General features: G+C 62.3%; 22 protein-coding genes and 1 riboswitch. Of the genes, 15 read left to right on the top strand and 7 right to left on the bottom strand.

The genetic code is table 11. The features are described 5' to 3' along the window. Positions 1 to 344: 344 nt before the first annotated feature. Complete coding sequence (locus R4P70_RS06490) at positions 345 to 1,394, top strand: ABC transporter substrate-binding protein (RefSeq protein WP_317830560.1); 1,050 nt, start codon at positions 345 to 347, stop codon at positions 1,392 to 1,394. A 47-nt stretch (positions 1,395 to 1,441) separates the two neighbouring features. Here R4P70_RS06490 and R4P70_RS06485 read toward each other — a convergent pair whose 3' ends face one another. The 3 genes from R4P70_RS06485 to R4P70_RS06475 are packed head-to-tail and all read right to left on the bottom strand — an operon-like array spanning position 1,442 to position 4,526. After that, on the bottom strand, positions 1,442 to 2,542 hold the full coding sequence (locus R4P70_RS06485) for a DNA alkylation repair protein (protein ID WP_317830559.1): 1,101 nt from the start codon (positions 2,540 to 2,542) through the stop codon (positions 1,442 to 1,444). Next, on the bottom strand, positions 2,542 to 2,859 hold the full coding sequence (locus R4P70_RS06480; RefSeq protein ID WP_317830558.1) for a nuclear transport factor 2 family protein: 318 nt from the start codon (positions 2,857 to 2,859) through the stop codon (positions 2,542 to 2,544). The genes R4P70_RS06485 and R4P70_RS06480 overlap by 1 nt, the downstream gene beginning before the upstream one ends. After that, on the bottom strand, positions 2,856 to 4,526 hold the full coding sequence (locus R4P70_RS06475; protein ID WP_317830557.1) for a PucR family transcriptional regulator: 1,671 nt from the start codon (positions 4,524 to 4,526) through the stop codon (positions 2,856 to 2,858). Before R4P70_RS06475 ends, R4P70_RS06480 begins: the two co-directional genes overlap by 4 nt. Positions 4,527 to 4,721: 195 nt before the next feature. On the opposite strand from R4P70_RS06475, the gene pruA reads away from it, so the two are divergent. Both pruA and R4P70_RS06465 read left to right on the top strand, forming a co-directional pair. After that, a complete protein-coding gene (pruA, locus tag R4P70_RS06470; RefSeq protein ID WP_317830556.1) occupies positions 4,722 to 6,383 on the top strand; it encodes an L-glutamate gamma-semialdehyde dehydrogenase in 1,662 nt (553 codons plus the stop codon). Continuing rightward, positions 6,383 to 7,348 carry a proline dehydrogenase family protein gene (locus R4P70_RS06465; protein ID WP_317830555.1) on the top strand — a complete coding sequence of 322 codons (966 nt, stop codon included), beginning with the start codon at positions 6,383 to 6,385 and terminating at the stop codon, positions 7,346 to 7,348. The genes pruA and R4P70_RS06465 overlap by 1 nt, the downstream gene beginning before the upstream one ends. Here the strand turns inward: R4P70_RS06465 and R4P70_RS06460 are convergent. Both R4P70_RS06460 and R4P70_RS06455 read right to left on the bottom strand, forming a co-directional pair. Continuing rightward, positions 7,345 to 8,643 (bottom strand): NtaA/DmoA family FMN-dependent monooxygenase, encoded by a 1,299-nt coding sequence (locus R4P70_RS06460; protein ID WP_029256067.1) that lies wholly within the window; start codon positions 8,641 to 8,643, stop codon positions 7,345 to 7,347. The genes R4P70_RS06465 and R4P70_RS06460 overlap by 4 nt on opposite strands. A gap of 113 nt (positions 8,644 to 8,756) precedes the next feature. Continuing rightward, a complete protein-coding gene (locus R4P70_RS06455) occupies positions 8,757 to 9,302 on the bottom strand; it encodes a CGNR zinc finger domain-containing protein (RefSeq protein ID WP_019745002.1) in 546 nt (181 codons plus the stop codon). Positions 9,303 to 9,370: 68 nt separating this feature from the next. Here R4P70_RS06455 and R4P70_RS06450 point away from each other — a divergent pair, with 68 nt between their 5' ends. The 7 genes from R4P70_RS06450 to metE all read left to right on the top strand — a co-directional run bounded on the left by R4P70_RS06450 (position 9,371) and on the right by metE (position 17,253). Next, the gene (locus R4P70_RS06450) at positions 9,371 to 10,318 is read left to right on the top strand and encodes a DMT family transporter (protein ID WP_317830554.1); all 948 of its coding nucleotides are present in this window, start codon (positions 9,371 to 9,373) and stop codon (positions 10,316 to 10,318) included. Positions 10,319 to 10,363: 45 nt separating this feature from the next. Then, a complete protein-coding gene (locus tag R4P70_RS06445; RefSeq protein ID WP_317830553.1) occupies positions 10,364 to 11,320 on the top strand; it encodes an ABC transporter ATP-binding protein in 957 nt (318 codons plus the stop codon). Continuing rightward, positions 11,320 to 12,114, top strand: a complete 795-nt coding sequence (locus R4P70_RS06440; protein WP_019745005.1) for an ABC transporter permease — start codon at positions 11,320 to 11,322, stop codon at positions 12,112 to 12,114. The genes R4P70_RS06445 and R4P70_RS06440 overlap by 1 nt, the downstream gene beginning before the upstream one ends. Continuing rightward, a complete protein-coding gene (locus R4P70_RS06435) occupies positions 12,115 to 13,239 on the top strand; it encodes a sensor histidine kinase (RefSeq protein ID WP_317830552.1) in 1,125 nt (374 codons plus the stop codon). It abuts the gene before it with no gap. Beyond that, entirely contained in the window at positions 13,236 to 13,865 is a 630-nt protein-coding gene (locus R4P70_RS06430; RefSeq protein WP_019745007.1) for a response regulator transcription factor, read from the top strand. Before R4P70_RS06435 ends, R4P70_RS06430 begins: the two co-directional genes overlap by 4 nt. A 220-nt stretch (positions 13,866 to 14,085) precedes the next feature. After that, positions 14,086 to 14,523: a helix-turn-helix domain-containing protein gene (locus tag R4P70_RS06425; protein ID WP_019745008.1), complete on the top strand. Its 438-nt coding sequence runs from the start codon at positions 14,086 to 14,088 to the stop codon at positions 14,521 to 14,523. Positions 14,524 to 14,628: 105 nt separating this feature from the next. Next, positions 14,629 to 14,830, top strand: a riboswitch (cobalamin riboswitch). Between the two features lie 158 nt (positions 14,831 to 14,988). Then, complete coding sequence (gene metE / locus R4P70_RS06420; protein WP_317830551.1) at positions 14,989 to 17,253, top strand: 5-methyltetrahydropteroyltriglutamate--homocysteine S-methyltransferase; 2,265 nt, start codon at positions 14,989 to 14,991, stop codon at positions 17,251 to 17,253. Between the two features lie 58 nt (positions 17,254 to 17,311). On the opposite strand, the gene R4P70_RS06415 is transcribed toward metE, so the two are convergent. Both R4P70_RS06415 and R4P70_RS06410 read right to left on the bottom strand, forming a co-directional pair. Continuing rightward, the gene (locus R4P70_RS06415; RefSeq protein WP_317830550.1) at positions 17,312 to 18,910 is read right to left on the bottom strand and encodes an ABC transporter substrate-binding protein; all 1,599 of its coding nucleotides are present in this window, start codon (positions 18,908 to 18,910) and stop codon (positions 17,312 to 17,314) included. A 174-nt stretch (positions 18,911 to 19,084) separates the two neighbouring features. Next, positions 19,085 to 19,699: a TetR/AcrR family transcriptional regulator gene (locus R4P70_RS06410; protein ID WP_113683316.1), complete on the bottom strand. Its 615-nt coding sequence runs from the start codon at positions 19,697 to 19,699 to the stop codon at positions 19,085 to 19,087. Between the two features lie 104 nt (positions 19,700 to 19,803). On the opposite strand from R4P70_RS06410, the gene R4P70_RS06405 reads away from it, so the two are divergent. The 5 genes from R4P70_RS06405 to R4P70_RS06385 all read left to right on the top strand — a co-directional run bounded on the left by R4P70_RS06405 (position 19,804) and on the right by R4P70_RS06385 (position 25,786). Next, positions 19,804 to 20,355 (top strand): MarR family winged helix-turn-helix transcriptional regulator, encoded by a 552-nt coding sequence (locus R4P70_RS06405; protein WP_019745012.1) that lies wholly within the window; start codon positions 19,804 to 19,806, stop codon positions 20,353 to 20,355. A 109-nt stretch (positions 20,356 to 20,464) separates the two neighbouring features. Next, positions 20,465 to 21,664 carry a homogentisate 1,2-dioxygenase gene (locus tag R4P70_RS06400; RefSeq protein ID WP_019745013.1) on the top strand — a complete coding sequence of 400 codons (1,200 nt, stop codon included), beginning with the start codon at positions 20,465 to 20,467 and terminating at the stop codon, positions 21,662 to 21,664. After that, the gene (locus R4P70_RS06395) at positions 21,661 to 22,530 is read left to right on the top strand and encodes a hypothetical protein (protein ID WP_019745014.1); all 870 of its coding nucleotides are present in this window, start codon (positions 21,661 to 21,663) and stop codon (positions 22,528 to 22,530) included. The genes R4P70_RS06400 and R4P70_RS06395 overlap by 4 nt, the downstream gene beginning before the upstream one ends. Continuing rightward, positions 22,527 to 23,717: a fumarylacetoacetase gene (gene fahA, locus R4P70_RS06390; protein ID WP_080909068.1), complete on the top strand. Its 1,191-nt coding sequence runs from the start codon at positions 22,527 to 22,529 to the stop codon at positions 23,715 to 23,717. Before R4P70_RS06395 ends, fahA begins: the two co-directional genes overlap by 4 nt. Before the next feature lie 176 nt (positions 23,718 to 23,893). Next, on the top strand, positions 23,894 to 25,786 hold the full coding sequence (locus tag R4P70_RS06385; RefSeq protein ID WP_317830549.1) for an FAD/NAD(P)-binding protein: 1,893 nt from the start codon (positions 23,894 to 23,896) through the stop codon (positions 25,784 to 25,786). The last annotated feature ends 19 nt before the right edge of the window (positions 25,787 to 25,805 follow it).

Below are 25,805 nucleotides of genomic sequence, written 5' to 3'. Positions count from 1 at the left end.
ACCCCAGAGATGAAGAGAAACTCCAGCGAGCCGGTCTGTAGTCCGGCTCTTGGGTGGAGGTTGTCAGCGCGTGGTTACGCCGGCAGGCCCACCCGGGGCCGGCCTGCTAAACCAGAAATAGACGCGCTGCATGACGGCCACGATACCTCGAGTTCGGATCAGATGGGCGCGCCCCTCCACAACAAGCCGAATCCGAGGGGCGAGTCCCGTGGCACGAGTCCGTGAAGAATGGCCAAATCCGCTGAGCGGTTGGCGCTTTCGAGTAAGTCTCCGGCGGCGAAGTTCGAATACGTTGGTTAGGCACCTGCCAATGCCCGGAACATCAGATGGAGCTGCGCCTTCTCATGCCTGTGATCGAATCGACCAAAACCTTCCACCCGACGGTGTCCCCTTCTGCGACCGAAACCCCCTTGCAGTCGACAAAAGATGTGGACGACGAATTCACCCGTCTGATCGATTCCTTGACACGACGCGGGTTCCTGACCAGTGCGGCGGCGCTCGGTGCACTGGGCGCGCTGTCTGCATGTTCGAGCGAATCCAGCGGCACCGAAGCCTCGGACGAGTGGGTCGACATCGTCGTCGCGGACCAGACCTACCGCCTCCCGCGGGACCCCAAGCGTGTCGTGGTGCTCGAAGCCCGAGGCGCCCTCGATTTTGCACTACTGGCCGAGTACCCGATCGTCGCGACCAATTGGGATCCGAAGTCTCAACTCATGCAGAAGGTACCCGCCGGCGCAGCTCGCCTCGGTGGGACGAACAACGAACCGAACGCCGAATCGATCCTGAGCTACGACCCCGATCTGTTGGTTGTCGGGAAAGGCTGGTGGGATTACTACCAGGACAAGGGCCTGCTCGGCACTGACATCGCCCCGGTGCTCGTCGTTGACGAGGGCACGACGGGCTCGTCCTGGAAACAGGCCATGACCGCGCAGCTCACGGCGCTCGATCGCCGCGAAGTCGCCGAACGCGTCATCGCCCGATACAACGCCGAACTTGCTCAAGCGCGGGCCAAGATCGGTGGTCTCCTCGAAGGCAAGTCGATTGCGATCGCCGGCGCCGACAGCGGTCAGATCTGGCTGCAGAACAACACGTTCGCCGTGTCGGTTGCACAGGACCTCGGCCTGAACGTCTTGACCGACGCCGCCCATGCGGCACCCGATCGGAAGGATTCGACTTTCTACAGCCTCGAGGAGCTCGCGATCTTCGACCAGGCCGACTTCGTGTTGCTACAGAACCCCGACGCCGTCGAAGCCGAGTCGCCGACGTGGAAACGAGTCCGCGCTGTCCAGGACGGCCATGTCGGGCATCTGCGATATGACCTCAACAACGGCCTCGCTCTGACTGCGATGGCCCTGGCCGCTGACATCGCCGAGCAGGTACAGGTCATGCGCTGACGTCTGTGCGGGCATTGGATCGGCGCGTGAGTGACCGGTGGGGTCACTCACGCGTCCAAACGGAATACACCTCGCACCTGGCGTACGCCGTTGATCTGCACCTCGACGGCATGTTCGCCGGCGTAGTACTTCCGGGTGCTGATCGGTTTGAAGGAATGCCTCTTCGCGATGCGGGCCGGCACCCCAGGCTCGAGCGTTCGTGTTGTCAGTTTGAAGACCTTCGGCGTCGTGGTCCCGTTGGCCTTCACGTGGTGGACGATGTAATCGATCACGACGGTGACGGACTCGCTGCCGTTGTTCGTGACAGCGAAGTCGAAGGTGAGTTCTCCACCCGCATCGACTATTTCGCGGTCGATGACGAACCCTTCGACCACGACGTCGGTGGGCGGCGAGAACCCCAGAAGAGACAGAGCATCTGGGTCGCCGGCCTTGATCAACGTCCGCAATGCATGTTTGACGATTTTCAGTGTGTTGGAATCCGGTGTCTGTAACCAACGCTTCGCAGTCGACACGGCGAGCGCTGCGTCAGCACGACTGAGATCGTTGAGATGGTTTGCGACCGAACGTCGTACGTATTCCGAATCATCCTGATACAGCTCGTCGAGAATGGCGATTGTCGACTCGGGACACGCCGTCAATTCTTTCACTCGTCTTCCCCAGGGCAAACGAGTACGAGTGCCTTCGGTCGCCAAGCGCCGGACGTGTTCGTCTTCATGGCCGGTCCAGGTGAGTGCGATCGCCAGCGAACGGTCAAGGTTCGTTTCGAGAAATGTGCGAATTGCGAATTCGGCCGTCAGACGCGACGTCAGCTCGGCAAGGAGAGCCATTCCCTCGTCGAAGTCCGACTCGGAGCCACTTCGTGTCGCCGTGACGGCGACGGCTTCGGTCACCGGCCAGATCATCCAACCAGTGAAGGTCTCCGCTGAAAGCGCACGGCGGATGATCTCGGCGAAGGCCGGAAGATCCTGAGGCAGTTCGGCAGTCATCGCGTCCCGCACGACGCGGGTACGTTCGCCGAGACTCATACCGTCGAATTCGGATGTACTACCCCGAACGAGGGCGAGGCGTGTCTGACCGGAGGCTCGCTCGAGGCAGCCTGCCAGATCGGCGACGACGGATTTCCCGAGCAGTTCGTCAGCGGTGGGCATCAGGGGCACACCGTGAGAGCGGAAATCCGATCACCGTCGAGAGAAAAATGGTGATGCAACCGGACGGGGCTTCCGGGAAAATCACCCTCGACCTTCACCGACACGACAACGGCCGAGCCTGGGGTGTTGACCGACTCGATCTTCTGGGTGAAGGTGAACGCCGTCGACACGGCGGACTTCCACGCCACGATTTCTTCGATCCCGACATACGTCCGGCCGTCGTCACGCACCACCGCGTCTTCGGTGAACACGTCACGGACGTCTCCGCCGTCGAAATATGCGCGCGCTGCGCCTGGCACCTTCGCTGAGTCGATCATTCGCGAAGAGTACTGCTGGGGTCCGACAGGTTCGGCGAACTCACTGCGCGAGCGGACGCCGCCAACTGAATCTCCATCAACAGCCTCGTCGAGGGCTCGGACAGGTCGGTATCTGTTATCTCCTCGACCCTTTTGATCCGATACCTGAGTGTGTTCGGGTGAATGCGAAGCTGCTCGGACGCGCGTCGGACATCGCCCGAATGCGCGAGGTAAACGGACACGCTTTCACGCATGTTCGACCCGTTACGCCTGTCGTAGACGTCGAGCGCGTCGATTCTCGGATCGTGCAGTTGCTCGTCGGCCGCAATCGCGTCCATGATTTCGCCCAGCAGCACCGGAGTGCGCGAGTCCGCGAGGGTGGTCACACGAACATCCCCCGACGTTCCGTCCAAGACCCGATCCACTTCGGCGCGAGCCCTAGCCACCTCCGCAAGCGTCGAAACCGGCGACGAGACTGCGGCCCGTAAACCCGAGGGCGACACCTTGTCCAAACGCGCGACAACTTCACGGGTCCACGAGTCTGTGGATTTCACGGATTGGGTTCGCGGAAACAGCACATAGATCCGGGCGCCGAATGCACTCACCAGCGATTCACGGTGAAAGGCACTGGCGTGCAGGCGCAACGACGACACGAGCTCACCCGAAGCCGACAACACGCTGCTCCCGACACTCGCCACGCCGATCACCATCGCGGGTCCGGACATCGGGATGGACAACGAGGCCGCCAGAGAAGGAACATCGACGCCGCCGCCGAGAACCCCGAGCAAGCGCTGAACCTGTATCGCCTCGTTACTCGGCGCGTCTCGGATGCGCGAAATCAGCCGAGCTGCAATGGCCGCGGCACCGCGGAGCACTCTCTCGGCATCGCCGGCGATGGGAAGCAGGCCTTCCTGAACCCAGATCGTGCCGAGCAGATCAGAACTGAAACCGCTCTCCCCCTTGACGTTCTCGGAAATTCTGCGAATCGGAACCACCAACCGTCGCCTGATCGCGAGGTCTTCGTGCGCAGGCACCTCCACCACGTCGTCACTTCGCCGCAAGCTTTCGAAGACGCCCCACTCCTGCAGCTTCCGGAGGTATTCCCGAGGTCCTTCACGGCCGAGGATCGATTGCCGGCGGAGCTCGTCCGCAGCATCTCCTGATGCCGAATAAGCCATGACGTGGGAACGCTCGTCCTCGATGCTGACCATCCCCCGGGTGAGTGACGCGACGTTCTGTGCCAGCTCGAACAAGTCTGTGTCACTGCCGAATTCAACGTCCTCCGAATCCTGACGGGATACCGAATGATCGAGCACGCCCCGGATAGTGGTGAACAATCGATCCCAACGAGCGTCCGGATGGACTGCCATCAAGGCGATCCCGGCGCGCTGTGCCGCCGCGCGCACCGACGTGTCCGAGGCCTCCTTCGACATGACGGCCCGAGGCGCTGATCCCTTCTGATCGACGCGGTTCAGCCAGGCCGCCAATTCGGCTGCGCCGATACCCACAGCGAGCCAGAGCTCAGAGGATTCGACGTCCGCGGCTCCGGGGCGTGAAAGGTCCCCGACCTCCGCGAACACCACGGAGTCGACGAAGACGTCATCACCTGACGGCGCGAAGACGAGCTCGACAAAGGCTCCGCCCAGCGCCCGAAGGACCGCGTCGAGCCTGACCTCACGGATAGCCACGTACCACCCACTTTCCGGACCGTTCCAACGCCTCAATTTCGAGAATAGTGCATTTTCCTGCGGAAATGGTTCAGCCGATCGAACAAACAGCGTCCGAGAAGTTTGGCCGATCAGCGGATTACTCGCCGACTCCTTTCGGCTTGACTGATGACGACACGACAACTGCCCCACCCATCAGTCTGCCGAAGGATCGTCATGGACGCCGTCACCAATGTCCCCCACCCAGCCAACGAACCGGTCAACAATTACGGGCCGGGAAGCCCGGAACGATCACGCCTACGCACCAAACTGACCGAACTGGCCGAGACACCCACCGACATCCGACAGGTCATCGGGGGCGTCCACCGAACTGCGGAAGGCAAGCGGGAGAACGTAGTTCAACCACACCGTCACAGCTCGGTCATCGGATCGTTTGCGGGCGCAACGCACTCGGATGTTCGTGATGCCATCGACGCCGCTACGCTCGCCGCCCCGGCCTGGCGCGACCTCTCGTTCGACGACCGCGCGGCGGTCTTCCTCCGCGCCGCCGATCTACTCTCCGGCCCGTGGCGCGAAACCATCGCCGCCGCAACAATGCTCGGTCAGTCGAAGACCGCATATCAGGCCGAGATCGATGCCCCGTGCGAACTGATCGACTTCTGGCGTTTCAACGTCGCGTTCGCACGCCAGATACTCGCCGACCAACCCGTTTCCGCTCCGGGAGTGTGGAATCGCGTCGAATATCGACCACTCGAAGGTTTTGTCTACGCGATCACCCCCTTCAATTTCACCGCCATCGCCGGAAATCTCCCCACCGCACCGGCCCTGATGGGCAACACCGTGATCTGGAAGCCGTCACCGACGCAGGCCGTCGCGGCGTACCTGACAATGCAACTACTCGAAGCCGCCGGCCTCCCGCCCGGGGTGATCAATCTTGTTCTCGGCGACGGACCCACGGTGTCCGAGGTCGCGCTGGCCGACCCTCGCCTGGCGGGCATCCACTTCACCGGATCGACCGCAACGTTCCAGCGTTTGTGGCGTGAGGTCGGAGCCAACATCTCGAACTACCGGACGTATCCGCGTCTCGTCGGCGAAACCGGCGGCAAAGATTTTGTACTCGCACACAGTTCAGCAGACCCCGACGTACTCACGACGGCATTGATCCGCGGGGCCTTCGATTATCAGGGTCAGAAATGCTCGGCCGCGTCACGGGCATTCGTCCCGAAATCGGTGTGGGCCAAGATGGGCGACACGTTCATCGACACAGTGTCGTCACTGAAGTACGGCGACGTCACCGACCTGACGAACTTCGGCGGCGCCGTCATCGACCAGCGTTCCTTCGACCGCAATGCCGCCGCGATCGTCCGAGCCAAGTCGACCGGCAGCCTCACCATCGCAGCAGGCGGCGACTACGACGACCGCGAAGGATTCTTCATCTCGCCGACGGTCCTGCTCGGTGACGACCCCAGTGACGAGTCCTTCAGCACCGAGTACTTCGGCCCCATACTCTCCCTGCACGTCTACGACGACTCCGCACCGAATGCGTACGCCGACATCCTCGCTCGTATCGACAGCGGATCCGCGTACGCCCTGACCGGTGCCGTGATCGCCACCGACCGTGCAGCCGTCGATCAAGCTCACCACGGTCTGCGGTTCGCCGCCGGAAACTTCTACGTCAACGACAAGCCGACGGGCGCGGTAGTCGGACAACAGCCCTTCGGCGGTGCTCGAGCTTCCGGTACCAACGACAAGGCCGGTTCACCGCAGAACCTGCTCCGTTGGGCGTCGACACGCACCGTCAAGGAAACCTTCGTTCCTCCCACCGATCATCGCTACCCCCACCAGGACGTCGATCCAGCCGAGAGCGAGAACCGTTGATGAGTGCCGTCTCGCTGAGCAACCCGCTGCGCCCGGTACTCCTCGCGGCGGCACGCTCGTCGCGGCTGGAGAAGACAGTCTCCGGGATGACCGTGACTCGCAAGCTGGTAGACAGGTTTGTCGCCGGGGACGCGGAACCCGCAGCGGTCTCTGCCGTACGCGACATCCTCACCAGTGGCCGGTTCGTGACGGTCGACTACCTCGGCGAGGACACTACCGATCCAGCTCAGGCAACAGCTACCGTCGACGCCTATCTCTCCCTTCTCCGCTCGTACGCAACGCTTTCCGAAGCGGCTGGGACGCAACACACCCTCGAGGTTTCGCTCAAGCTCTCCGCGTTAGGGCAGTCACTTCCCGGTGACGGCGAGAAGATCGCCCTGGCGAACGCTCACCGAATCGTCACAGCGGCAGACGAAGTGGGCGCGTGGGTCACCGTCGATGCGGAGGATCACACCACCACCGACTCGACACTGTCCATCGTCGAAGAGTTGCGTCGCGACTTCCCGACGCTCGGCACGGTCCTGCAGGCGTATCTGCACCGCACCGAGGCCGACTGCCGGCACTTCTCCGGATCAGGTTCACGAATTCGGCTGTGCAAGGGTGCATACAAGGAACCGGCCGACGTTGCGTTCCAAAAGCCCGGCGAAGTCGACGCGTCGTACCTGCGTTGCCTGAAGGTCTTGATGGAAGGTGACGGGTACCCGATGGTCGCCTCCCACGATCCCACCATGATCGAAGCCGCCCTCGAACTCGCCACATTGACCGAACGGACAGCCGAGGATTTCGAGTTTCAGATGCTCTACGGCATCCGCGACGGCGAACAACGCAGATTGGTAGCCGAAGGCAATCACCTGCGGGTCTACGTTCCCTACGGCAGCCAGTGGTACGGCTACTTCATGCGTCGCCTGGCGGAACGGCCGGCCAACCTCATGTTCTTCATGCGCTCACTCGCCTCCAACAACTAGGTGCTGGAAACCGGTGGCAGCGGTGGCAACTCGAGGTTCTCACGGAAGGTACCCCCGACGTAATCTGTTCCCACGATTCTGCGCTTGCGTAGTTCCGGTAGCAGTCCGTTCGTGACGAAATCGCGTGTACGCGGATCGGCAAGGTCACCGAGCGTAATGACGTCGAGTACGCCCGCGTCGTATCGTTCCTCGATCGCGTCCGCGAGCTGTTCCGGGGTGCCCGCCGCTGCCCAGTGGCCGGTGTCCTTGGACGCGATGATCAACTCACGCAGAGTCTTTCCTTGTGATGCGAGCTTGCCGAAGATCTCGACCCGGCCCCGTCGTCGATTCACCGACGACGGGTCCGGCAACAACGACTCCGGGATCGGCCGGTCCAGCGGCAATTCCGAGAAATCCACGTCACCGCCGAACATGTCGGCAAGCCTCGTGCGACCGGCGTCGAAGTCCGTCGATTCCTCGGCTTCTCTGACCAATCGTTCGACTTCGGTTTCGGTAGCGCCGTACGTTGCGTGGAACGAGCTGAAAATCAGTGGCAGTTCGTCCCCACGCCCCAACTCTGCCGCCCGGGCGCGGATCGTCTTCGTGTAGGTGACCGCGTCCTCGAAGGTTGCGAGAGAAGTGAATACGACCTCCGCGAAGCGAGCACCCAGTTCGATACCTCCGGCAGATTGGCCGGCCTGGAATTGGACCGGACGACGCTGCGGCAGGGAGGGGATGTTCAGCGGCCCCTGCACCGTGAAGTACTTGCCTCGATGCTCGATGGGGACCACCCTCGACGGATCGAGCACCGCTGAGCCCTCTCCCCGGGTCAGGGCGCCGGGCTTCCAACTGTCGAAGAGCGCGTTGACCACCTCGAGCGATTCGGCCGCTCGGGCGTACCGCTCCTCCGGACTCGGCAGGTCCAGGTCGCTGTAGTTCTCTTCTCCGAGTGAGGAAGTGACGGCATTCCATGCGGCTCGACCATTGCTGACGTGGTCCAGGGTGCCGAACAACCGTGCCAGGTTGAAAGGGTGATGAAACGTCGTCGTGACGGTGGCGATCAGCCCCACATGGGTGGTGACCGCACTCAGCGCGGCAAGGAAGATCAACGGCTCCTGCGCGCCGATCGCGCCCTGCGCGCCGAAACTCAGCAGGTCGGCGGCAAACAGTCCGTCGATCTTGTTCGCCTCGGCCGTCTTTGCGACGTCGATCGCGGACGTTACCGTCGAAGTCGTCGGATCGATCGCGGCGTCGTAGATACTCACCGCCCCGCTGACACCGGTCACCGTCTTGAGTGGACGCCTACGATCGGCCACCGACCATCCTCCTGGCTTCGCGAAATCTGTTCCGAATTCACAACGCTAGACCGATCCTGGCTCCCGACAAGGTATTCACTCAGCCTGGTTCTATCCCTCCGAACACCGCTTGGTCACGCCCCGGATTTACGGGCACGATAGGCGGCGACGTGCGCCCTGTTCCCACAGTTTCCGGTGTCGCAGTATCGCTTCGAACGATTGCGCGACAAATCCACGAAGACCGCTTCGCAGTCCGGGGCCTCGCACCATCGCAACCGCGAGAATTCGTCGGTTCGGATCAGATCGAGCACACCCATCGCCGCTTCTGCGGCCATCCGGTCCACCAGTGGCGAATCGTCAGCGGTGACGTGCAGATGCCAGCCGAGGTCGTCGTGCCTGGTGAGCCGCGGCCTCGCGCCCGATTCGAGCAGCAGTGTGTTCACCACCTCGACGGCGTCGTCCACTCCCGCGGCTTCCCAGAACTTTCGCAGTCGTGGACGCAGCGCACGAACCGCCGTCAATTCCTCCCGCGTGCCGTCCCGCCTGCCGGTCCAATGATCCGCGTCGAGAAACCGTGTCAGCTCCCCTTGATCCGGAAGCAGTTCAGCCCCGCCGCGGGCCGTGTTGACCAACGACGCGGCGAAGACGAGCGCCGATTCCGTGTCACCAGCAAAATGCACTTTGACTCCTGAGCTCTATCAACCTAATGTCAGCATCGTAATCGCTTTTACTCCTGACGGGTGACGACGTGAACTCTCGCAACGGCTTGATCTTCGCTCTGCTGTCCGCGGCAACGTTCGGCGTCTCGGGCCCGTTCGCGAAGTCTCTCATCGAATCGGGGTGGTCCCCCGGCGGCGCAGTGTTCGCGCGCGTTGCCGGCGGCGCACTGGTGATGATGGTGATCGCCGTAGCCACCCAATGGCCTCGCCTACGACAGGTGAGCGCCCACACGCGAACGGTACTGCTGTACGGGGTGTTCGCGATCTCGGGCGTTCAACTGTGCTTCTTCAATGCCGTGCAACATCTTTCGGTCGGCGTCGCATTGCTTCTCGAGTACCTTGCACCGATCATCGTCATCGGGTGGGTGTGGATAATCAAGGGCGCGCGTCCGAGCGTGCAGACGCTTCTCGGTGCGGCGGTTGCCATGATCGGCGCCGCCGTGGTGATCGACGTCTTCGGATCGGCAGAGATCAGTGCCGTCGGAGTCGCCTGGGGACTGGCCGCCGCGGCATGCCTTGCAGTCTATTTCGTCATTTCCGAACGTGCGGACGGTGATCTCCATCCTGTTGTGCTCGCGGCATCGGGGCTCACGGTCAGTGCAATGGTCATCGGCGCGCTCGGACTCGTCGGCGTCCTCCCCCTCCAGTTCTCGGCCTCGAACGCCGTCGTGGCAGACCATTCGGTGAACGTATGGCTGCCGGTGGTGGTCCTGGTCCTGGTCAGCACTGTCATTGCCTATCTCACCGGCATCGCCGCGATCACGCTGCTGGGGCCGACAATCGGATCTCTCGTAGCGCTGACCGAAGTGCTGTGCGCGGTCCTCGCCGCGTGGATCCTGGTCGGGGAATCCGTCACTGCACTCCAAGCTGTGGGTGGCGCAGCAATCATCGTGGGGTTGGTCCTCGCGCGCCTCGGCCAGGTTGCACCGAATCAGATACCGGCCGACCCGATGACAAATGTCATGGCAGAAGAATGACGGACGGACGAGGGATTACGACCTCGAAGCGAGCAGATTCTATGTATGACCTCAGCACAGGCACGGCATTCACCACAGGCACTGCACACACTCACTGAAGGATCGGCACTCGACGCCGTCCGGTTGACCGGACTTCGCAAGAGTTTCGGAACCGTCGACGCCGTCAAGGGTATCGACCTGAGCATCCGCCCCGGCGAGATCGTCGCGTTCCTCGGCCCGAACGGCGCAGGCAAGACGACAACCATCGACATGATACTCGGCCTGTCCCGGCCGACGTCGGGCGACGTGAGCGTCTTCGGAATGTCACCCCGATCGGCGATCGCCCGCGGACTCGTCTCCGCAGTCATGCAGACCGGCGGACTACTGAAAGAGCTGACGGTTGCCGAGACGGTGCAGCTGACCGCCAGCCTGTACGCCCAATCCCGTCCGGTCGACGAAGTGCTGGGGAGAGCCGGAATCCTCGACATCTCCGATCGCCTGGTCAGCAAATGCTCAGGCGGACAACAACAGCGGTTGCGATTTGCGATGGCGTTGCTGTCGAACCCGCAATTGCTCATTCTCGACGAGCCCACCACCGGCATGGACGTCGAAGGGCGTCGGGACTTTTGGTCCGCCATCCGCGCCGACGCAGATCATGGTCGCACTGTGCTTTTTGCGACGCACTACCTCGAAGAGGCCGATGTCTACGCCGACCGCATCATCCTCGTCAGGCAAGGCACCGTGGTCGCAGACGGGACCACCGCCGAGGTCAAGGCGATGGCGTCCGGACGCACCCTGCGCGCGACTGTTCCAGGCATCACCGACGAACTCCTGCGAGCCATACCGAACTCCGACGCCGTCGAGGTGCGCGGTGAGTCACTGCTCGTGCACTCGGGTGACACCGATGCCGTTGCACGGTTCCTGTTGACCAATACCCAGGCTCGCGATCTCGAAATCGTCTCGCGTGGCCTCGAAGACGCATTCATCGCACTCACGTCGAACAACTCCGAAGGACAGAAGTGATGACCACTGCAACCGAAGCGAACACCTACGGAGCCGAGCGAACCGTCGTACCTCTCGGCGGATTCAACACGACGCTACTGCGACTGGAATTTCGTCGCCTGACTCGCAATCGGCGCACGATGATCTTCACGCTCGTCATGCCGGTTGTCTTCTTCCTCGTCTTCGGTCTCGGTCAAGGCGACGACGACCACGGGATCGGACACGGCAATGTCGCCGCGTACATCATGATCAGCATGGCTCTCTACGGCGCGATGCTGGCCACCACCAGCGGCGGAGCGATGGTCTCGATCGAACGAGCGTCCGGATGGAGCCGACAACTTCGGCTGACTCCCCTGACCCCGGTCGCCTACATCGCCGTCAAACTGATCATGGCGATGCTGCTCGGTCTCGTCTCGATCCTTGTCGTCTACGTCGTCGGCGCGTTCACCTCGGCGCAGATGGACGGATCACTCTGGTTCACAACGGCATTGATCGCCTGGTTGGGATCGTCGATCTTCGCGGCCTTCGGCCTGTTCATGGGGTATCTACTCCCCAGTGAGAACGTCATGCAGTTGCTCGGACCGGGACTGGCTCTGCTCGCCTTCGGCGGCGGACTCTTCGTGCCGCTCACCGACGGTTCCGTATGGGCGACCATCGCACAGTTCACCCCGATGTTCGGCATCAACGCCCTCGCCCACGCACCGTTGACGGGCAATAGCATTCACTGGACCTGGATCGTCAATATCCTGGTGTGGTTCGCCATCTTCGCCGGCGGAGCGATCTGGCGGTTCCAACGAGATACGGAGCGTGTGTAGTTGTCGCAAACGACTGACCGAGAAGATTCCGTCGCGCTCCCGCGGCGGAATCGTTTCGGCGTTCTCTTCGCGGCGGTCTGGATGGTATTTCTCGGCGGGCCGCTGATCGAGGGATGGAATCTGCGCGACGAACTGCGCGGCTGGACAGGGATTCTCGCGACGGTCGCCTTCGGTGCGCTCTATCTCTACACGTTCGCCACAACGCAGCAGCGGCGTCGAATGACAATGACTCGGCCGACGATTCGCGAAGCTGCACTGGCTTTGGCCGCCTTGACCGCGTTGGCCGCCGTGATGATCGTCAGCGTCGGGCCGACTGGTTTGGCAGCCGCACCGTATCTCGCGGTGACAGCGGTGACGCTGCTGCCGACCGTCTCGGGCGGCATTCTCGCCTTGGTGTTCGCGGCCTCCGTGGAGATAGTCAGCCTCTCGTCCGGGTGGGGGAACTACTCCGGACTCTCGCTCGGAGTCTGCGCGGCCGCATTCGCGACCTGGGGCATCATGTCCCTGATCAGCCGCAACTTCGCCATGCTCCATGAACGCGAAGAGCAGGAGCAGCGGGCAATCATGGAGGAGCGAACGAGGATGGCGCGCGATCTGCACGACATCCTCGGACACTCGCTGACCGTCATCACGATCAAAGCCGAACTGGCCAATCGCCTACTCGATGTCGATATCGAACGTGCGCGCAACGAACTCGACGACCTCGAAAGACTTTCGCGTGACGCGTTGGCAGACGTGCGCTCGGCCGTCGAAGGATTTCGTGGGATTTCTCTTCCCGTCGAAATAGCCCGAGCACGAGAGGCATTGCGTGCGGCTGGCATCGAGGACGAGGTGCCGAGCAGTACCGACATGGTTCCCACGCGTCTTCGCGAACTCTTTGCATGGACGATCCGTGAGGGCGTCACCAACGTCGTTCGACACAGTGGTGCGACCCACTGCCGGATCACGGTCGACGAAAAAAGTGCGTCGGTCGTCGACGACGGGCAAGGGGCCGGGTCGACGTCTTCCGACAACGGTCTGATCGGATTACGCGAGCGCGCCGGAGCGTCGGGCGCACGAGTGATCATCACTCATCCCCAGCCGCAGGGGTTTGCACTTCAGGTAGTCGAACAGGAGACAGAGTGAACAGCCAGGGCGATCGAGCAACCATACGGCTGCTCTTGGCGGACGACCAGGCGCTCGTGCGAGGAGCGTTGGCCGCACTACTCGATCTGGAATCCGACCTCTCCGTGGTGGCCGAGGTCGGTCGCGGCGACGAGGTTGTGGCCGCTGTTCTCGAACACCGCCCGGATGTCGCGCTTCTGGACGTCGAGATGCCCGGCATGGACGGAATCGCCGCGACGGCGGCCCTTCGCGAGGCAGCACCCGACACCCGAGTCCTGATCGTCACCACGTTCGGACGTCCCGGATTTCTTCGCAAAGCCCTGCACGCCGGGGCCGGCGGGTTCGTCGTCAAGGACACACCCGCCAGGCAGTTGGCCGACGCAGTCAGGCGTGTCCACGCCGGACTGCGCGTCGTCGATCCCACCCTTGCGGCCGACAGCCTCGTCAGCGGCGAGTCGCCTCTGACGGAGCGTGAGACCCAAGTACTGCGCGCCGCTCACGACGGCGCACCCGTGGCAGCCATCGCAGGGGCGCTCTTCTTGTCCGCAGGGACGGTTCGAAATCATCTGTCATCCGCAATGGGTAAGACGGGTGCGTCGACGCGCGCGGAAGCCGTCAGAATCGCCGAGTCGAACGGCTGGCTCTGATCCGCGTGGCCGGAATCCACTTCCCCGGCAAATAGTTCGCGGTTCGATTCTTGACGGCGATTTGTCCAAATCACTCAAAGTAGGGACCTTCTACCCTAGGGATTTTCCCTGCAAACGACCCCCTTCGCGAGAATCCAAAACAGCTAATCGTTCGATAACTGGCTATGATGCAGTTAATTGAATCGACGGAGCCTGTGCGTAACGGGGGAAGGGACGTCTCATGTCGAACCAGTTCAACGATCGCTTGAACTCGCTGTTCGAGACTGCCGACTTTCACGTCACCAACGCGATGGTCGTTCGCGGCATGACCGAGTTCGGCTGCCGCATCTCGACGCCGTACCTGTCCCAACTGCGCACCGGCGTCCGAACCAACCCGTCACCCGAAGTGGTTGCCGCCCTCGCCCACTTCTTCAACGTCCATCCGGACTACTTCTACGCCCCGTCCGATCAAACTCCGCCCGCGATCTCGGGCGGCGAGGCGGACCTCTCTCTCCTCGAACAGCTGCACAACGTGCGCCTGCGAAACCTCACCTCTCGCGTCGTCGATCTATCGCCGTCTTCGCAGGATCTGCTTGTCGAAATGGCGGAGAATCTACGTTCCTCCGAGAATCTTCCGCGCGTACCACCGGACTCGAATTCCTACATGTCACGCGCGTAGCGCCCTTCGCCGACTCTCCTTGACTGCTCAGGGAGGGTTGGCCTTATGCTGGTCGATGCAGCTGGTTCGCCCGGCGCGGTCATGAGGAGCCCCGAAGACCGTTCCCGGCGTCGAAGCCCCGTCAGCGCAAGCTGTCGGAGTGAGAGGGAACCCGGTGAAAATCCGGGACTGTCCCGCAGCGGTAAGCAGGAACGACCGCCGTTTATGTGCACTGGGCATCCGCCTGGGAAGCGACGGCCAGTAGGTTCGATCCAACTCGATCGAGTGCCCGCGAGTCCGAAGACCTGCCGACTGTGTCGGGCACGCCGTGCCCGACGGTCCACCGCCTCGTGGAATGGGCGTGTAGATCTCCATCGGACCTCGTGTGCGGTGCGGGCAGTACTGTCCGCCGAAACTCGAGGTCTCGTGAGGTGTACCCGTCTGCCGGCAGTGGCCATCAATGCATTGGCAATCTGGAGAAACTCCGTGACAACAACATTCACTTCGACCGTGCTGGGCTCACCGCGCATCGGTCCTCATCGAGAACTCAAGCGGGCAACCGAAAGCTACTGGGCAGGGCGCATCGACGCCGACGCCCTGCAGGCTGTCGCCCGTGACCTCCGTCGGCAGGGCTTGGCCGACCTCCGTGACCTGGGCCTCGACTCCGTCCCGGTCAATACCTTCTCCTTCTACGACCAGATGCTCGACACCGCAGTTCTTCTCAGCGCGCTGCCCGACCGCGTCGCGTCGGTCGCCGATCCGTTGGACCGCTACTTTGCCGCTGCCCGTGGGACGGACACCATCGCGCCACTCGAAATGACGAAGTGGTTCGACACCAACTACCACTACCTGGTGCCGGAGATTTCACCGTCCACCACGTTCGCACTCGACCCGTCCAAAGTCTTGTCCGAACTGGCAGAAGCACTTTCCGACGGCATTGCAGCCCGCCCGGTCGTCATCGGACCGGTCACCTTCCTGCTGCTCTCGAAGGCTGTCGGCACAGACGAGCCGCTGCTCTCGCGGCTCGACGAACTACTCCCCCTCTACGCGGATCTACTCGGTCGGCTCGCGAAGGCCGGTGCGAGCTGGGTTCAGTTCGACGAACCCGCCCTCGTGGGCGATCGCACCGATGAGGAAATCGAAGCGGCACGCGCTGCGTACGAACAGCTTTCAGCGCTGTCCAAGCGGCCGTCGATCCTGTTGGCGTCGTACTTCGGTTCGCTGCGTGACGCGTTGCCCGCGCTTGCGTCCACCGGCGTCGAAGGATTTGCCGTCGACCTGGTGGCCGGTCAGGATTCGATCGGCTCCGTACCTGAACTCGCCCGCAAACTAATCGTCGCCGGAGTGGTCGACGGACGAAACATCTGGCGGTCCGATCTGGACTCGGCACTGAGCACTTTGGGTGCCTTGCTCGGCAGCGTCGACACGCTTGCCGTCTCCACGTCGTGCTCCCTGCTGCACGTTCCGTACACACTCGACGCTGAGTCCGATGTCGACAAGGCCCTGCGCTCGTGGCTCGCGTTCGGCACCGAGAAGGTCAAGGAAGTAGTAACTCTCGCAACCGCTCTCACACAGGGCAGAGAGTCGGTGGAGGACGAGTTCGCTCTGGCACGAGCGGCCGCGTCGACCCGCAAGGACGATCGCAGACTCAATGATGCGAGTGTTCGAGGCCGTCTGGACGCGGTGCTGAACTCGGCAACCGGTCGCGCGCCCGCCGCCGAACGTCGCGCTGCCCAGGACGAGCTGCTTTCTCTGCCGCCGCTGCCCACGACGACCATCGGTTCGTACCCGCAAACCTCGAAGATCCGCATCGCTCGCGCAGCGCTGCGCAAAGGTGAGATCGACGAAGCCGAGTACGTCAACCGTATGCGCGCCGAAATTGCCGAAGTTGTTGCGCTCCAAGAAAAGCTGGACCTGGACGTGCTTGTGCACGGTGAGCCGGAACGCAACGACATGGTCCAGTACTTCGCGGAGCAGTTGGACGGATTCTTCGCCACCGCCAACGGTTGGGTCCAGTCGTACGGCACCCGCTGCGTGCGTCCGCCGATTCTGTACGGCGACGTCTCGCGCCCGAAGCAGATGACCGTCGACTGGATCACGTACGCACAGTCCCTGACCGACAAGCCGGTCAAGGGCATGCTCACCGGACCCGTCACCATTCTGGCCTGGTCGTTCGTCCGCGACGACCAACCCCTCGCCGACTCGGCAAATCAAGTCGCACTGGCCATTCGAGACGAGACCGTCGACCTGCAGGCCGCCGGAATCGGAATCATCCAGGTCGACGAACCGGCTCTGCGAGAACTACTCCCACTGCGTGCCGAGGATCAGCGCGCCTACCTGGACTGGTCGGTCGGCGCCTTCCGGTTGGCCACCTCGGGCGTCGCGGATTCCACCGCGATCCACACGCACCTGTGCTACTCCGAGTTCGGAGCGGTGATCGGCGCCATCGCCGGCCTCGACGCGGACGTCACGTCCATCGAGGCGGCACGCTCACACATGGAGGTCCTCGACGATCTCAGTTCGGTCGGGTTCGATCTCGGCGTCGGCCCCGGTGTCTACGACATCCACTCGCCGCGGGTGCCGAGCGTCGACGAAATTGCCGAATCACTGCGTGAGGCACTCAAAGCTGTTCCGGTCGAGCGGTTGTGGGTCAACCCGGACTGCGGTTTGAAGACTCGCGGTTCCGTCGAGGTCGAGGCGTCACTGCGTAACCTCGTCGAAGCCGCGAAGTTGGTACGAGCGGAGCTTTAGGGGCGAAGCCCCGGTGCGCCTTTTTGGTAGTGGGCACTACCAAAAAGGCGCACGGGGGTCAGCTCAACCACGTGTTGCCGAAGAGCAGAATCCCGTCCGCACTCGGCATCACTCCGTGCACGTTCTCGCGCCACGGGATGAAAACCTTGCCGGAGTTGACCACGGCCATCGGCGCTGTCTCGTTGACCACGGTCTGAATATCGTCGATGACGGCTCGCCGCTCATCCTCGCCCGACGCTGTTTGCAGCTTGCCGAGCAACTCGTCCATCCGAGCGTTCTTGTAGCCGAGAATGTTCGACGGCGATTCGCTGAACAGGTTGCCGTACATACGCACGAACGGTGACTCTTCCAGCACGTTGAACGCGAAGTAGGACACGTCGTAGTCATGCTTCGCGTACAGCATGGAAATCAGATCGTTGATGCTGGTTGCGTAGGTGATGTCGACCGTGAAACCCACTGCCTGCAAGAGCGACTGAAACGTCAGTGCGCTGCGCTGCGTCGCCGGATCGTTCATACCGACGTACGTCAGTTTTCCGTCGTAACCGTCGGCCTTCGCCTCGGCGAGATACTTCTTCGCCGCCTCGGGGTCGAAGCCGTTCCCGGCCACCGATCCGTGCCACTGCGACCACGACGCGAACATGTCGGTGCCGGGTTCGCCGAAGCCGCCCTGAACTCGCTCGTTGAACGTAGTCGGGTCCACCGCAGCGACAATCGCCTTACGCACGCGCTCGTCCTTCGCTGCCCGATCGTCGCGCTGATTGATTGCCAGAACGCCGGCCATGCTGGCCGAGTACACAAATCCTGGATCACCGGCTTCGAAAGCCTCGTGTATGAAATCGGGAGACTTCAGATAGGCGACCTGAATTCCGTCGGTGTGCAATCCCTCGAGTTTGCTCTTCTCGTTGACGATTGCCGGAAAGCGCAACTTCTCGAGGTACGGTGCCCCGTCCCAGTACGTCGGACGGGCAGCGAGCACCAATTCGTCCTGGGAGGCGAACTTCTCGACGGTGAACGGACCTGCCCCGATCGGGGTGAACGTGCCGGTAGCCATCGACGAGGGCGCGACGATCATGCCGGGACCGGTGGTGAACATGATCGGGAACTCGTCCCACGGCTGCGCCAATGTGAAGACGACCGTACTCGGATCCGGTGAATTCCTCTCGCGCACAGTGGTCTTCCACACCAGCGCGTGAGTTCCCTTCTTCTGCAGATAGTGATCGATACTCCACAGGACTGCCGCACTGTCCATCGGAGTGCCGTCGCTGAAGGTGACGCCGTCGCGCAATTTCAGTGTCCACACCGTGTTGTCGCCGTTGGCCGACAAAGACTGCGCCAAGTGGGGAACGTATTCGCCCGCCGCCGTATCGAAGCGCATCAGAAGGTCGTAGATGGCCGCCATTTCGCTACCACCGGTAGCGCCGCCGTCCTGACGGTCAGCCGGATCGAGACTGCTGATCCCGTTGTAGGTGGCAAACGACACGGTGCCACCCGAGCGCGGCTCTCCCCCGTTGTTCTGGTCACCGACAACTCCGACCGTCACGTCCGATGCATCCGTGGTCGTACCTTGGCTGCTACCGGCGCACCCCGTCACCACCAGTGTCGCCGACGCCAGGACAACCATCCAGATTCGAGAGCGAGCTCGGTACGAGCGCTTCATTGCGACTCACTTTCACAGTTCACGGACACGTCGATCCTTGGATCGGACATCCCGGCAGTTTTGTAAGTGAATTCTAGGTAAGGACGCTCCCTGCGTCTTCGTTTTCACAAAGCTGCAGCGATGATTCGCATTCACAGCGACAGAAACAAGAACTGAATTCTAGAGTGACACCGTTCAGCGAAGTACCAGTCCGATGACATCTTCGACGTTCCGCTGGGCCTCTGCGAATCCGATCCGGCCACTGGTCCACAGTGCAAGGGCCGTCAACATCGTGCCGCCCATTGCCACGGCCGCAACCCGCGCCGTCTCGGCCGGAATACCGTCCATCAATTCGAACAGCATTCTCCGATGTGCAGCCGCGCGCTGATCCAACGACTCGATCACGAACTGATCCGAGGACGAATGGAGTTCGATCTCGAGTCGAGCGAAGTGAGGCCTACGCTCGAATGCCTTCATCTCGCGGCGATGAAGTGCCAGAACCCGTTCGTACGCATTGCTCTCTTCGCCGCCTGTTCGCGGCTCCTCAGGACGACGAGCGGATTCGAGCCCGCTCCACGCCGTCATCGCCGCAGCAAGAAGTTGCTGTTTGGTCGGAAAGTAGCGATAGAGAGTGCCTAGCGCCACGCCTGAACGCTCCGACACTTCTTTCATCTGGATTCGATCCGACGGCATCGCTGCAAGCATCTCGACCACCGCCGTGGTCAATCGTCGTCTCCGCTCGAGTTGCCCCACCGACATGAGGTCGGTATCCAGGGGAAACTCGTCGCTGCGCACAGTCACGCGCGTCACGATAGTTCAGAACCTCGACCGCAGTGCCAGGTTGCGAAGTTTCATCAGAACCCCGAAATCTAGTACATAGATTAATCACCTGCCGATCGCGCTAGGGTTAGTCCATGAATGACCGGACAACCGATGACCAGTCAACCGTCGGCGAACTCAATTTCTGGTCGTTCATCGAACTGGCCAACAAAAAGCTGGCCACCGAACACGGCTTTCGCGATCAGCTCGCCACCGAGGTTCTCCTGACGCTCAACCGAGCCTCCAACGTCGTCACGTACGATCTCGAGTCGTCGATCCACCGCCCTCGAGGCTGGTCATGGTCCTCCTTCCGACTGTTGTTCGTCACCTGGCTGGCCGGTCCGATCGAGCCGAAGGCTGCCGCCGAGCTCACCGGAATGAGTAGGGCAGCGGTCTCCAATCTGTCCAAGTCGCTGCTGGCAGACGGATTGATCGATCGTCGGCCCACCGAGAACGACGGCCGTTCGGTCCAGCTGTACCTGACCGACAAAGGCCGAGAAGCCATGGTCGAAGCGTTTCGCGAGCAGAACGAACGCGAACACGCCTGGGTCAGCGTCCTGAGCGAGGCCGAACAGCGAATTCTTGTCATGCTCCTGGACAAACTGATCACCAACCGCAGCCAGTTCGACGTACGCGGACGTAACTGACATAGACCCGAACCCCCTTGAAGGGTTGCGCCCATCACATCATTTTAGTTAATGTATTTACTATCTGGTGGAGGTGAGCCAGGCAGAACAGCACAGAAGGAGCCCCGTCATGGCGTTCTATCGACAACTCGGCAACATCCCACCGAAGCGTCACACCCAACACCGTGACGAGTCCGGCAACCTCTACTACGAAGAACTGATGGGCGAGGAAGGTTTCTCCTCGGATTCTTCGTTGCTCTACCACCGCGAGATCCCGTCGGCCATCGTCGACGCAACAGTCTGGGAACTGCGCGATCAGAGCACAACCCCCAACCATCCCCTCAAACCGCGCCATCTGAAACTCCACACACTGTTTCCCGAAAGCACCTGGAACGAGACCGACGTGGTAACCGGCCGTCGTCTCATCCTCGGAAATGCCGACGTGCGACTGTCCTACGTCGTTGCGGCGGCGCCATCTCCCCTGTACCGCAATGCAATCGGCGATGAGATGGTCTACATCGAATCTGGCGAGGCGACCGTCGAGACTGTCTTCGGCACACTCGAGGCCTGTGAAGGTGACTACGTCCTGATCCCGATGTCCACAACGCATCGATGGATCCCCAAGGGTGACAAACCACTTCGTGCCTACGCCATCGAAGCGAACAGTCACATCGTCCCGCCCAAGCGCTATCTTTCCCGCTTCGGCCAGCTACTCGAGAACGCACCGTTCTGTGAACGAGACCTGCACGGACCGACCGCGCCCATGATCGCCGAAGGCACCGACATCGAGGTACTGGTCAAGCACCGCACGTCGGCGGGCATCGTCGGCACCCGAATGGTTTATCCCACGCACCCTTTCGATGTCGTCGGTTGGGACGGATGCTTGTACCCGTACACCTTCAACATCTCCGACTACGAGCCGATCACGGGCCGTGTTCACCAGCCGCCGCCCGCGCACCAGGCATTCGAGGGGAACAACTTCGTGATCTGCAACTTCGTGCCCCGCAAGGTCGACTACCACCCCCTGTCGATCCCCGTGCCGTACTACCACTCGAACGTCGACTCGGACGAGATCATGTTCTACTGCGGCGGTGACTACGAGGCACGCAAGGGTTCCGGCATCGGGCAGGGTTCGATATCGATTCATCCCGGCGGCCACGCCCACGGCCCACAACCCGGCGCGTACGAGCGAAGCATCGGCGCCGAGTTCTTCGACGAGCTGGCCGTGATGGTCGATACGTTCCGGCCCCTCGAATTGGGTGAGGGAGCCTTGGCCTGTGAAGACGAAGCGTACGCCTGGAGTTGGGCAGGGCGGGGGCCTCAGCAATGACGATCATCTCCCCACTCCTGCGCGGCCTGTGCGACGACGCAGCACTCTTCCCACCCGGCAATGCTCCTCTCGCCGAGGCAGTTCCGGCCCACGCGGCCTACCAGCAGGCGGACTATGACGCACTGGTCGGGCCCTTCGTCTTTCCCGCGCCGCGATTGAGCGAACTGGCCGCGTACGTTTCAGCTGACAACCCGGTGACGCTGAGTCTGACTGTGCCGGCCGGTCCAGCCGATACGGCGGCGGCACTGTCGAACGCGCTCGCTATCCCCGGTGTCAGCGTCGCCGCCGTCGAAGTGGGAATTCCTGACGGGTTGGACGCCGAAGCCGCCTTCGAGGAACTCGCTCCCGTCCATGCCGCTCATCCCGACCTGGACATTTTTGTCGAGGTACCCCGCGGTGATCGACGCGTGGACTTTCTGACGGCGCTCGAAACCGCCGGGTACTCCGCGAAGTTTCGCACCGGAGGAATTGTCGCCGAAGCGTACCCGGACGAGGACGAGCTCGCCGATGCCGTGATATCCGTTGTCCGAGCGGGTATCCCGTTCAAGGCGACCGCGGGACTGCATCACGGCGTGCGCAATACCGATCCGGAGACAGGTTTCGAGCAGCACGGCTTCCTCAACATCATGGTGGCCGTCAACGCTGTGAGGCGGGGCGCCGACCGCTCGGAAGTTGTTGCTGCTCTGGCGCAACGCGATGGCGAATCGATCGCGCAAGCCCTGGCCGAACTGACCGCGGACGAGGCCGGCGAGGTGCGTCGCCGCTTCCTCTCGTTCGGGACCTGTAGCATTTCGGACCCTCTCACCGAACTCGAAGGTCTCGGATTGATCGTCCGCTCCGACAAAACCGAAGGAACACTCGTATGACCGTCACGACCATCGACATTCCCGCCGACTCGTTGTTCGGGATCGACAATCTGCCATACGGCATCTTCTCCCCCGCCGGAGGATCACCGCGTGTTGGTGTTCGGGTCGCCGACTCGGTGGTCGATCTCGCAGCGACACTGGGAGATTCCGTCTTCGCCGAACCGAGTCTGAATGCGTTCATGGCGCTGGGCCGAGATCAGTGGGTATCGGTGCGTAATCGGATCACGGATCTAGTGACCGGCGAAATAGTCTCGGACGCAGTGTTTCCCGTCGACTCAGTCACAATGCACTTGCCGATCGCGGTGGCCGACTACGTGGATTTCTATGCGTCGGAAAATCATGCGACCAACCTCGGACGCCTGTTCCGACCCGACGCTGCCCCCTTGATGCCGAACTGGAAGCACCTTCCGGTCGGATACCACGGGCGCTCGAGCACCATCGTCGTCTCCGGCACCGATATCGTTCGCCCCTGCGGACAGCGCAAGTCACCCGATCAGGAGAACCCGGATTTCGGACCGTCCCGCCGCCTCGACATCGAGGCCGAAATGGGCTTCATCGTCGGAACTCCCTCGAAGATGGGCGATTCCATCACCCCGGACGACTTTGCCGAGCACGTCTTCGGCGCCGTCGTCGTGAACGACTGGTCCGCCCGGGACATCCAGGCGTGGGAATACGTCCCTCTCGGCCCGAATCTCGGGAAGAGCTTCGCGACGTCCATCTCTGCGTGGGTTGTCCCGTTGCTCGCGCTCGAAGAGGCCCGAATCGATACGCCGGTGCAGGACCCCGAACCTCTCTCTTACCTGCGCGGCGAGGAGAAGTGGGGGTTGGACATCGACCTGGCCGTCGAATGGAACGGTCACGTCGTCTCCCGGCCGCCCTACGCCCAGATGTACTGGTCGCCTGCGCAGATGCTTGCGCACACCACCATCAACGGCGCAGCAGCGAGCACCGGCGATCTCTTTGCATCCGGAACCATTTCCGGACCGGACAAGGATCAGCGCGGCGCCTTCATCGAACTGACCTGGGGTGGCAAGGAACCCGTGACTGTGGGCTCCGAGACTCGAACCTTTCTCGAAGACGGCGACACCATCGCCATCTCAGCCACCGCTCCCGGCGTCGGGGGATCACGAATCGGCTTCGGGGATGTTCACGCTCGGATCCTGCCGGCAACGCAAACCGAAAGATAACGATTGACAACTGTTTGATTCACGCTGATCTGATGTCCGGAATTCCTTGCCTCACGATTCTCCGAAGATAAGCTGGACTAACCATCCAGAGCGATCGAGAGTCCTGGCTCCGTGACGTCGCAGCAACCCCCTCTGCTGAGGTGCGGGTGCTTTCTGCCAGGTCCGATGGAGGACTCGTGCCAGGCGATCGACCCCGTACCTCAGTGGGGACAGCAGCTGTCGTCGTGATCGTGGGCGGTGGCCCCCGCGGGACCGGCGTACTCGAGCGAATCCTCGCTCACGAATCGGTGAACGCCGATCCCATACCGATCGACATTCACGTCGTCGACCCGTATCCGGCAGGCGCCGGCCGCATTTGGCGAGGCAGCCAGGCGCCGCTTCTGTGGATGAATTCGACAACCGCGGACGTCACGATGTTCACCGACGAGACCACCGCCGTGACCGGCCCGGTTCTGCCGGGTCCGACCCTCGCGGAATGGGTCGCCGAGCACTCGACTGAACTTGCCGAATTTCCCGAAATCGCGGCAGAAGTTCCGATGATCACCCCGTCGTCGTTTGCATCGAGGTCACTGCAGAGCCGATACCTGAACTGGGTGTTCCAGACCGCGGTCGACTCCGCACCAGCGCACGTCGACGTTCGGGTTCATCGACGATCCGTGGTCGACATCGTGAGCGTCGGCGAGATACAGACGGTTCATCTGGACGACGGAGTTGTCATCGAAGCGACGGCCGTCCTTCTCGCGCAAGGGCACCCCGATGCGTTGGCTGCCCCGCGTGAAACCGCGCTGACCAGCTTCGCGTCCGAGCACGGGTTGACCTACGTAGGTCCGGGATACACCGCCGACCTCGACGCCGATGTCATTCCCGAACGCGAACCGGTTCTGATCGCCGGGCTCGGGCTGGCTTTCATCGACTGGATGGTTCTCCTCGCCGAGAGCCGCGGCGGCGTCTTCGAACGCGGTGAGGACGGCACCCTCACTTACACTCCCTCGGGTCGGGAACCTCTGTTGTACGCCGGATCTCGTCGAGGCGTGCCGTACCACTCCAAGATTTCGTACTCGATCGCCGACGCGCGGCCACCGCTACCTCGGTTCTTCACCGCTGATCTTGTGCCCGGCGACGGGCCGTTGAATTTCCGAAACGACATCTGGCCGCTGGCGTCGAAAGAATTGGCAGGCGCCCACTATCACGAACTGTTCGCGTCGCACCCGGATCGGACGGTGGGCACCTGGGAGGAGTTCGACGCCGAATTCGCCTCGCTGGCTTGGGGATCGTCTCGATTGCAGGAACTCGTCGAGAACGCAGTTCCGAAGCCGGAAGACCGTATCGATCTCGAGCGACTGAACCGCCCACTCGGCGGTGAGCGCTACGACGGACTTGCCGAGGTCCAATCCCGGATCAACGAATACATCTCGGCAGACGTCGCGCGGAGGTCGGACCCGTATTTCAGCGCCGACGCCGCTGTCTTCTCAGCGCTGCTGTCGACGTACATGACTGTCGGAGAATTGCTGCGGCGCGGCAGAATCCCGGCCGAATCCGTCGCCAAGGACGTCGAGGGTTGGCTTCATTCGTTCTTCAGCTTCATCGCCAGTGGTCCGCCACCCGAGCGACTGGAACAGTTGATCGCGCTCAACGAGGCCGGCATCGTCCAGTTCCTCGGGCCGGATTCGGTGTTCTCCACCGAGATCGACCCGGCAACGGGGGCTGGGATCTTTGTCGCTCGCAGTGCGTCGCACACCGACATCGTGGCCGCGAACACCCTCGTCGAAGCACGCTTGCCGGTTGCTTCCATCAGCGCGAGCGGTGACTCGCTCCTGCGGACGCTTCACGGTCGGGGCGAGGCAGTCGAACTTCGTGCGACCGTGGACAGTTCGGCGAAGCTCGCCGTCGACGGTACGTCACGAATTCTCAACCAGGACAACACAGCTCATCCTCGCCGCTTCGCGGCCGGGCCGTGGGTTGCAGGCCACAACTGGTCGGCGGCTTTCCCTCGTCCCCGTACCAATGCGGGGTTTTTCCGGCACAACGACGCCCTGGCGGCGGAGATTTTGGGCGCTGCGCGCCTGTGAGCGGTTAGGGAGTCCAGAG

Origin of the sequence: Rhodococcus sp. IEGM 1241, from assembly GCF_033142365.1 — a bacterium.
GTDB lineage: Bacteria > Actinomycetota > Actinomycetes > Mycobacteriales > Mycobacteriaceae > Rhodococcus_F > Rhodococcus_F erythropolis.
The sequence above is the reverse complement of the archived record's forward strand: the minus strand, read 5'-3'. Positions and strand labels throughout refer to the sequence as shown.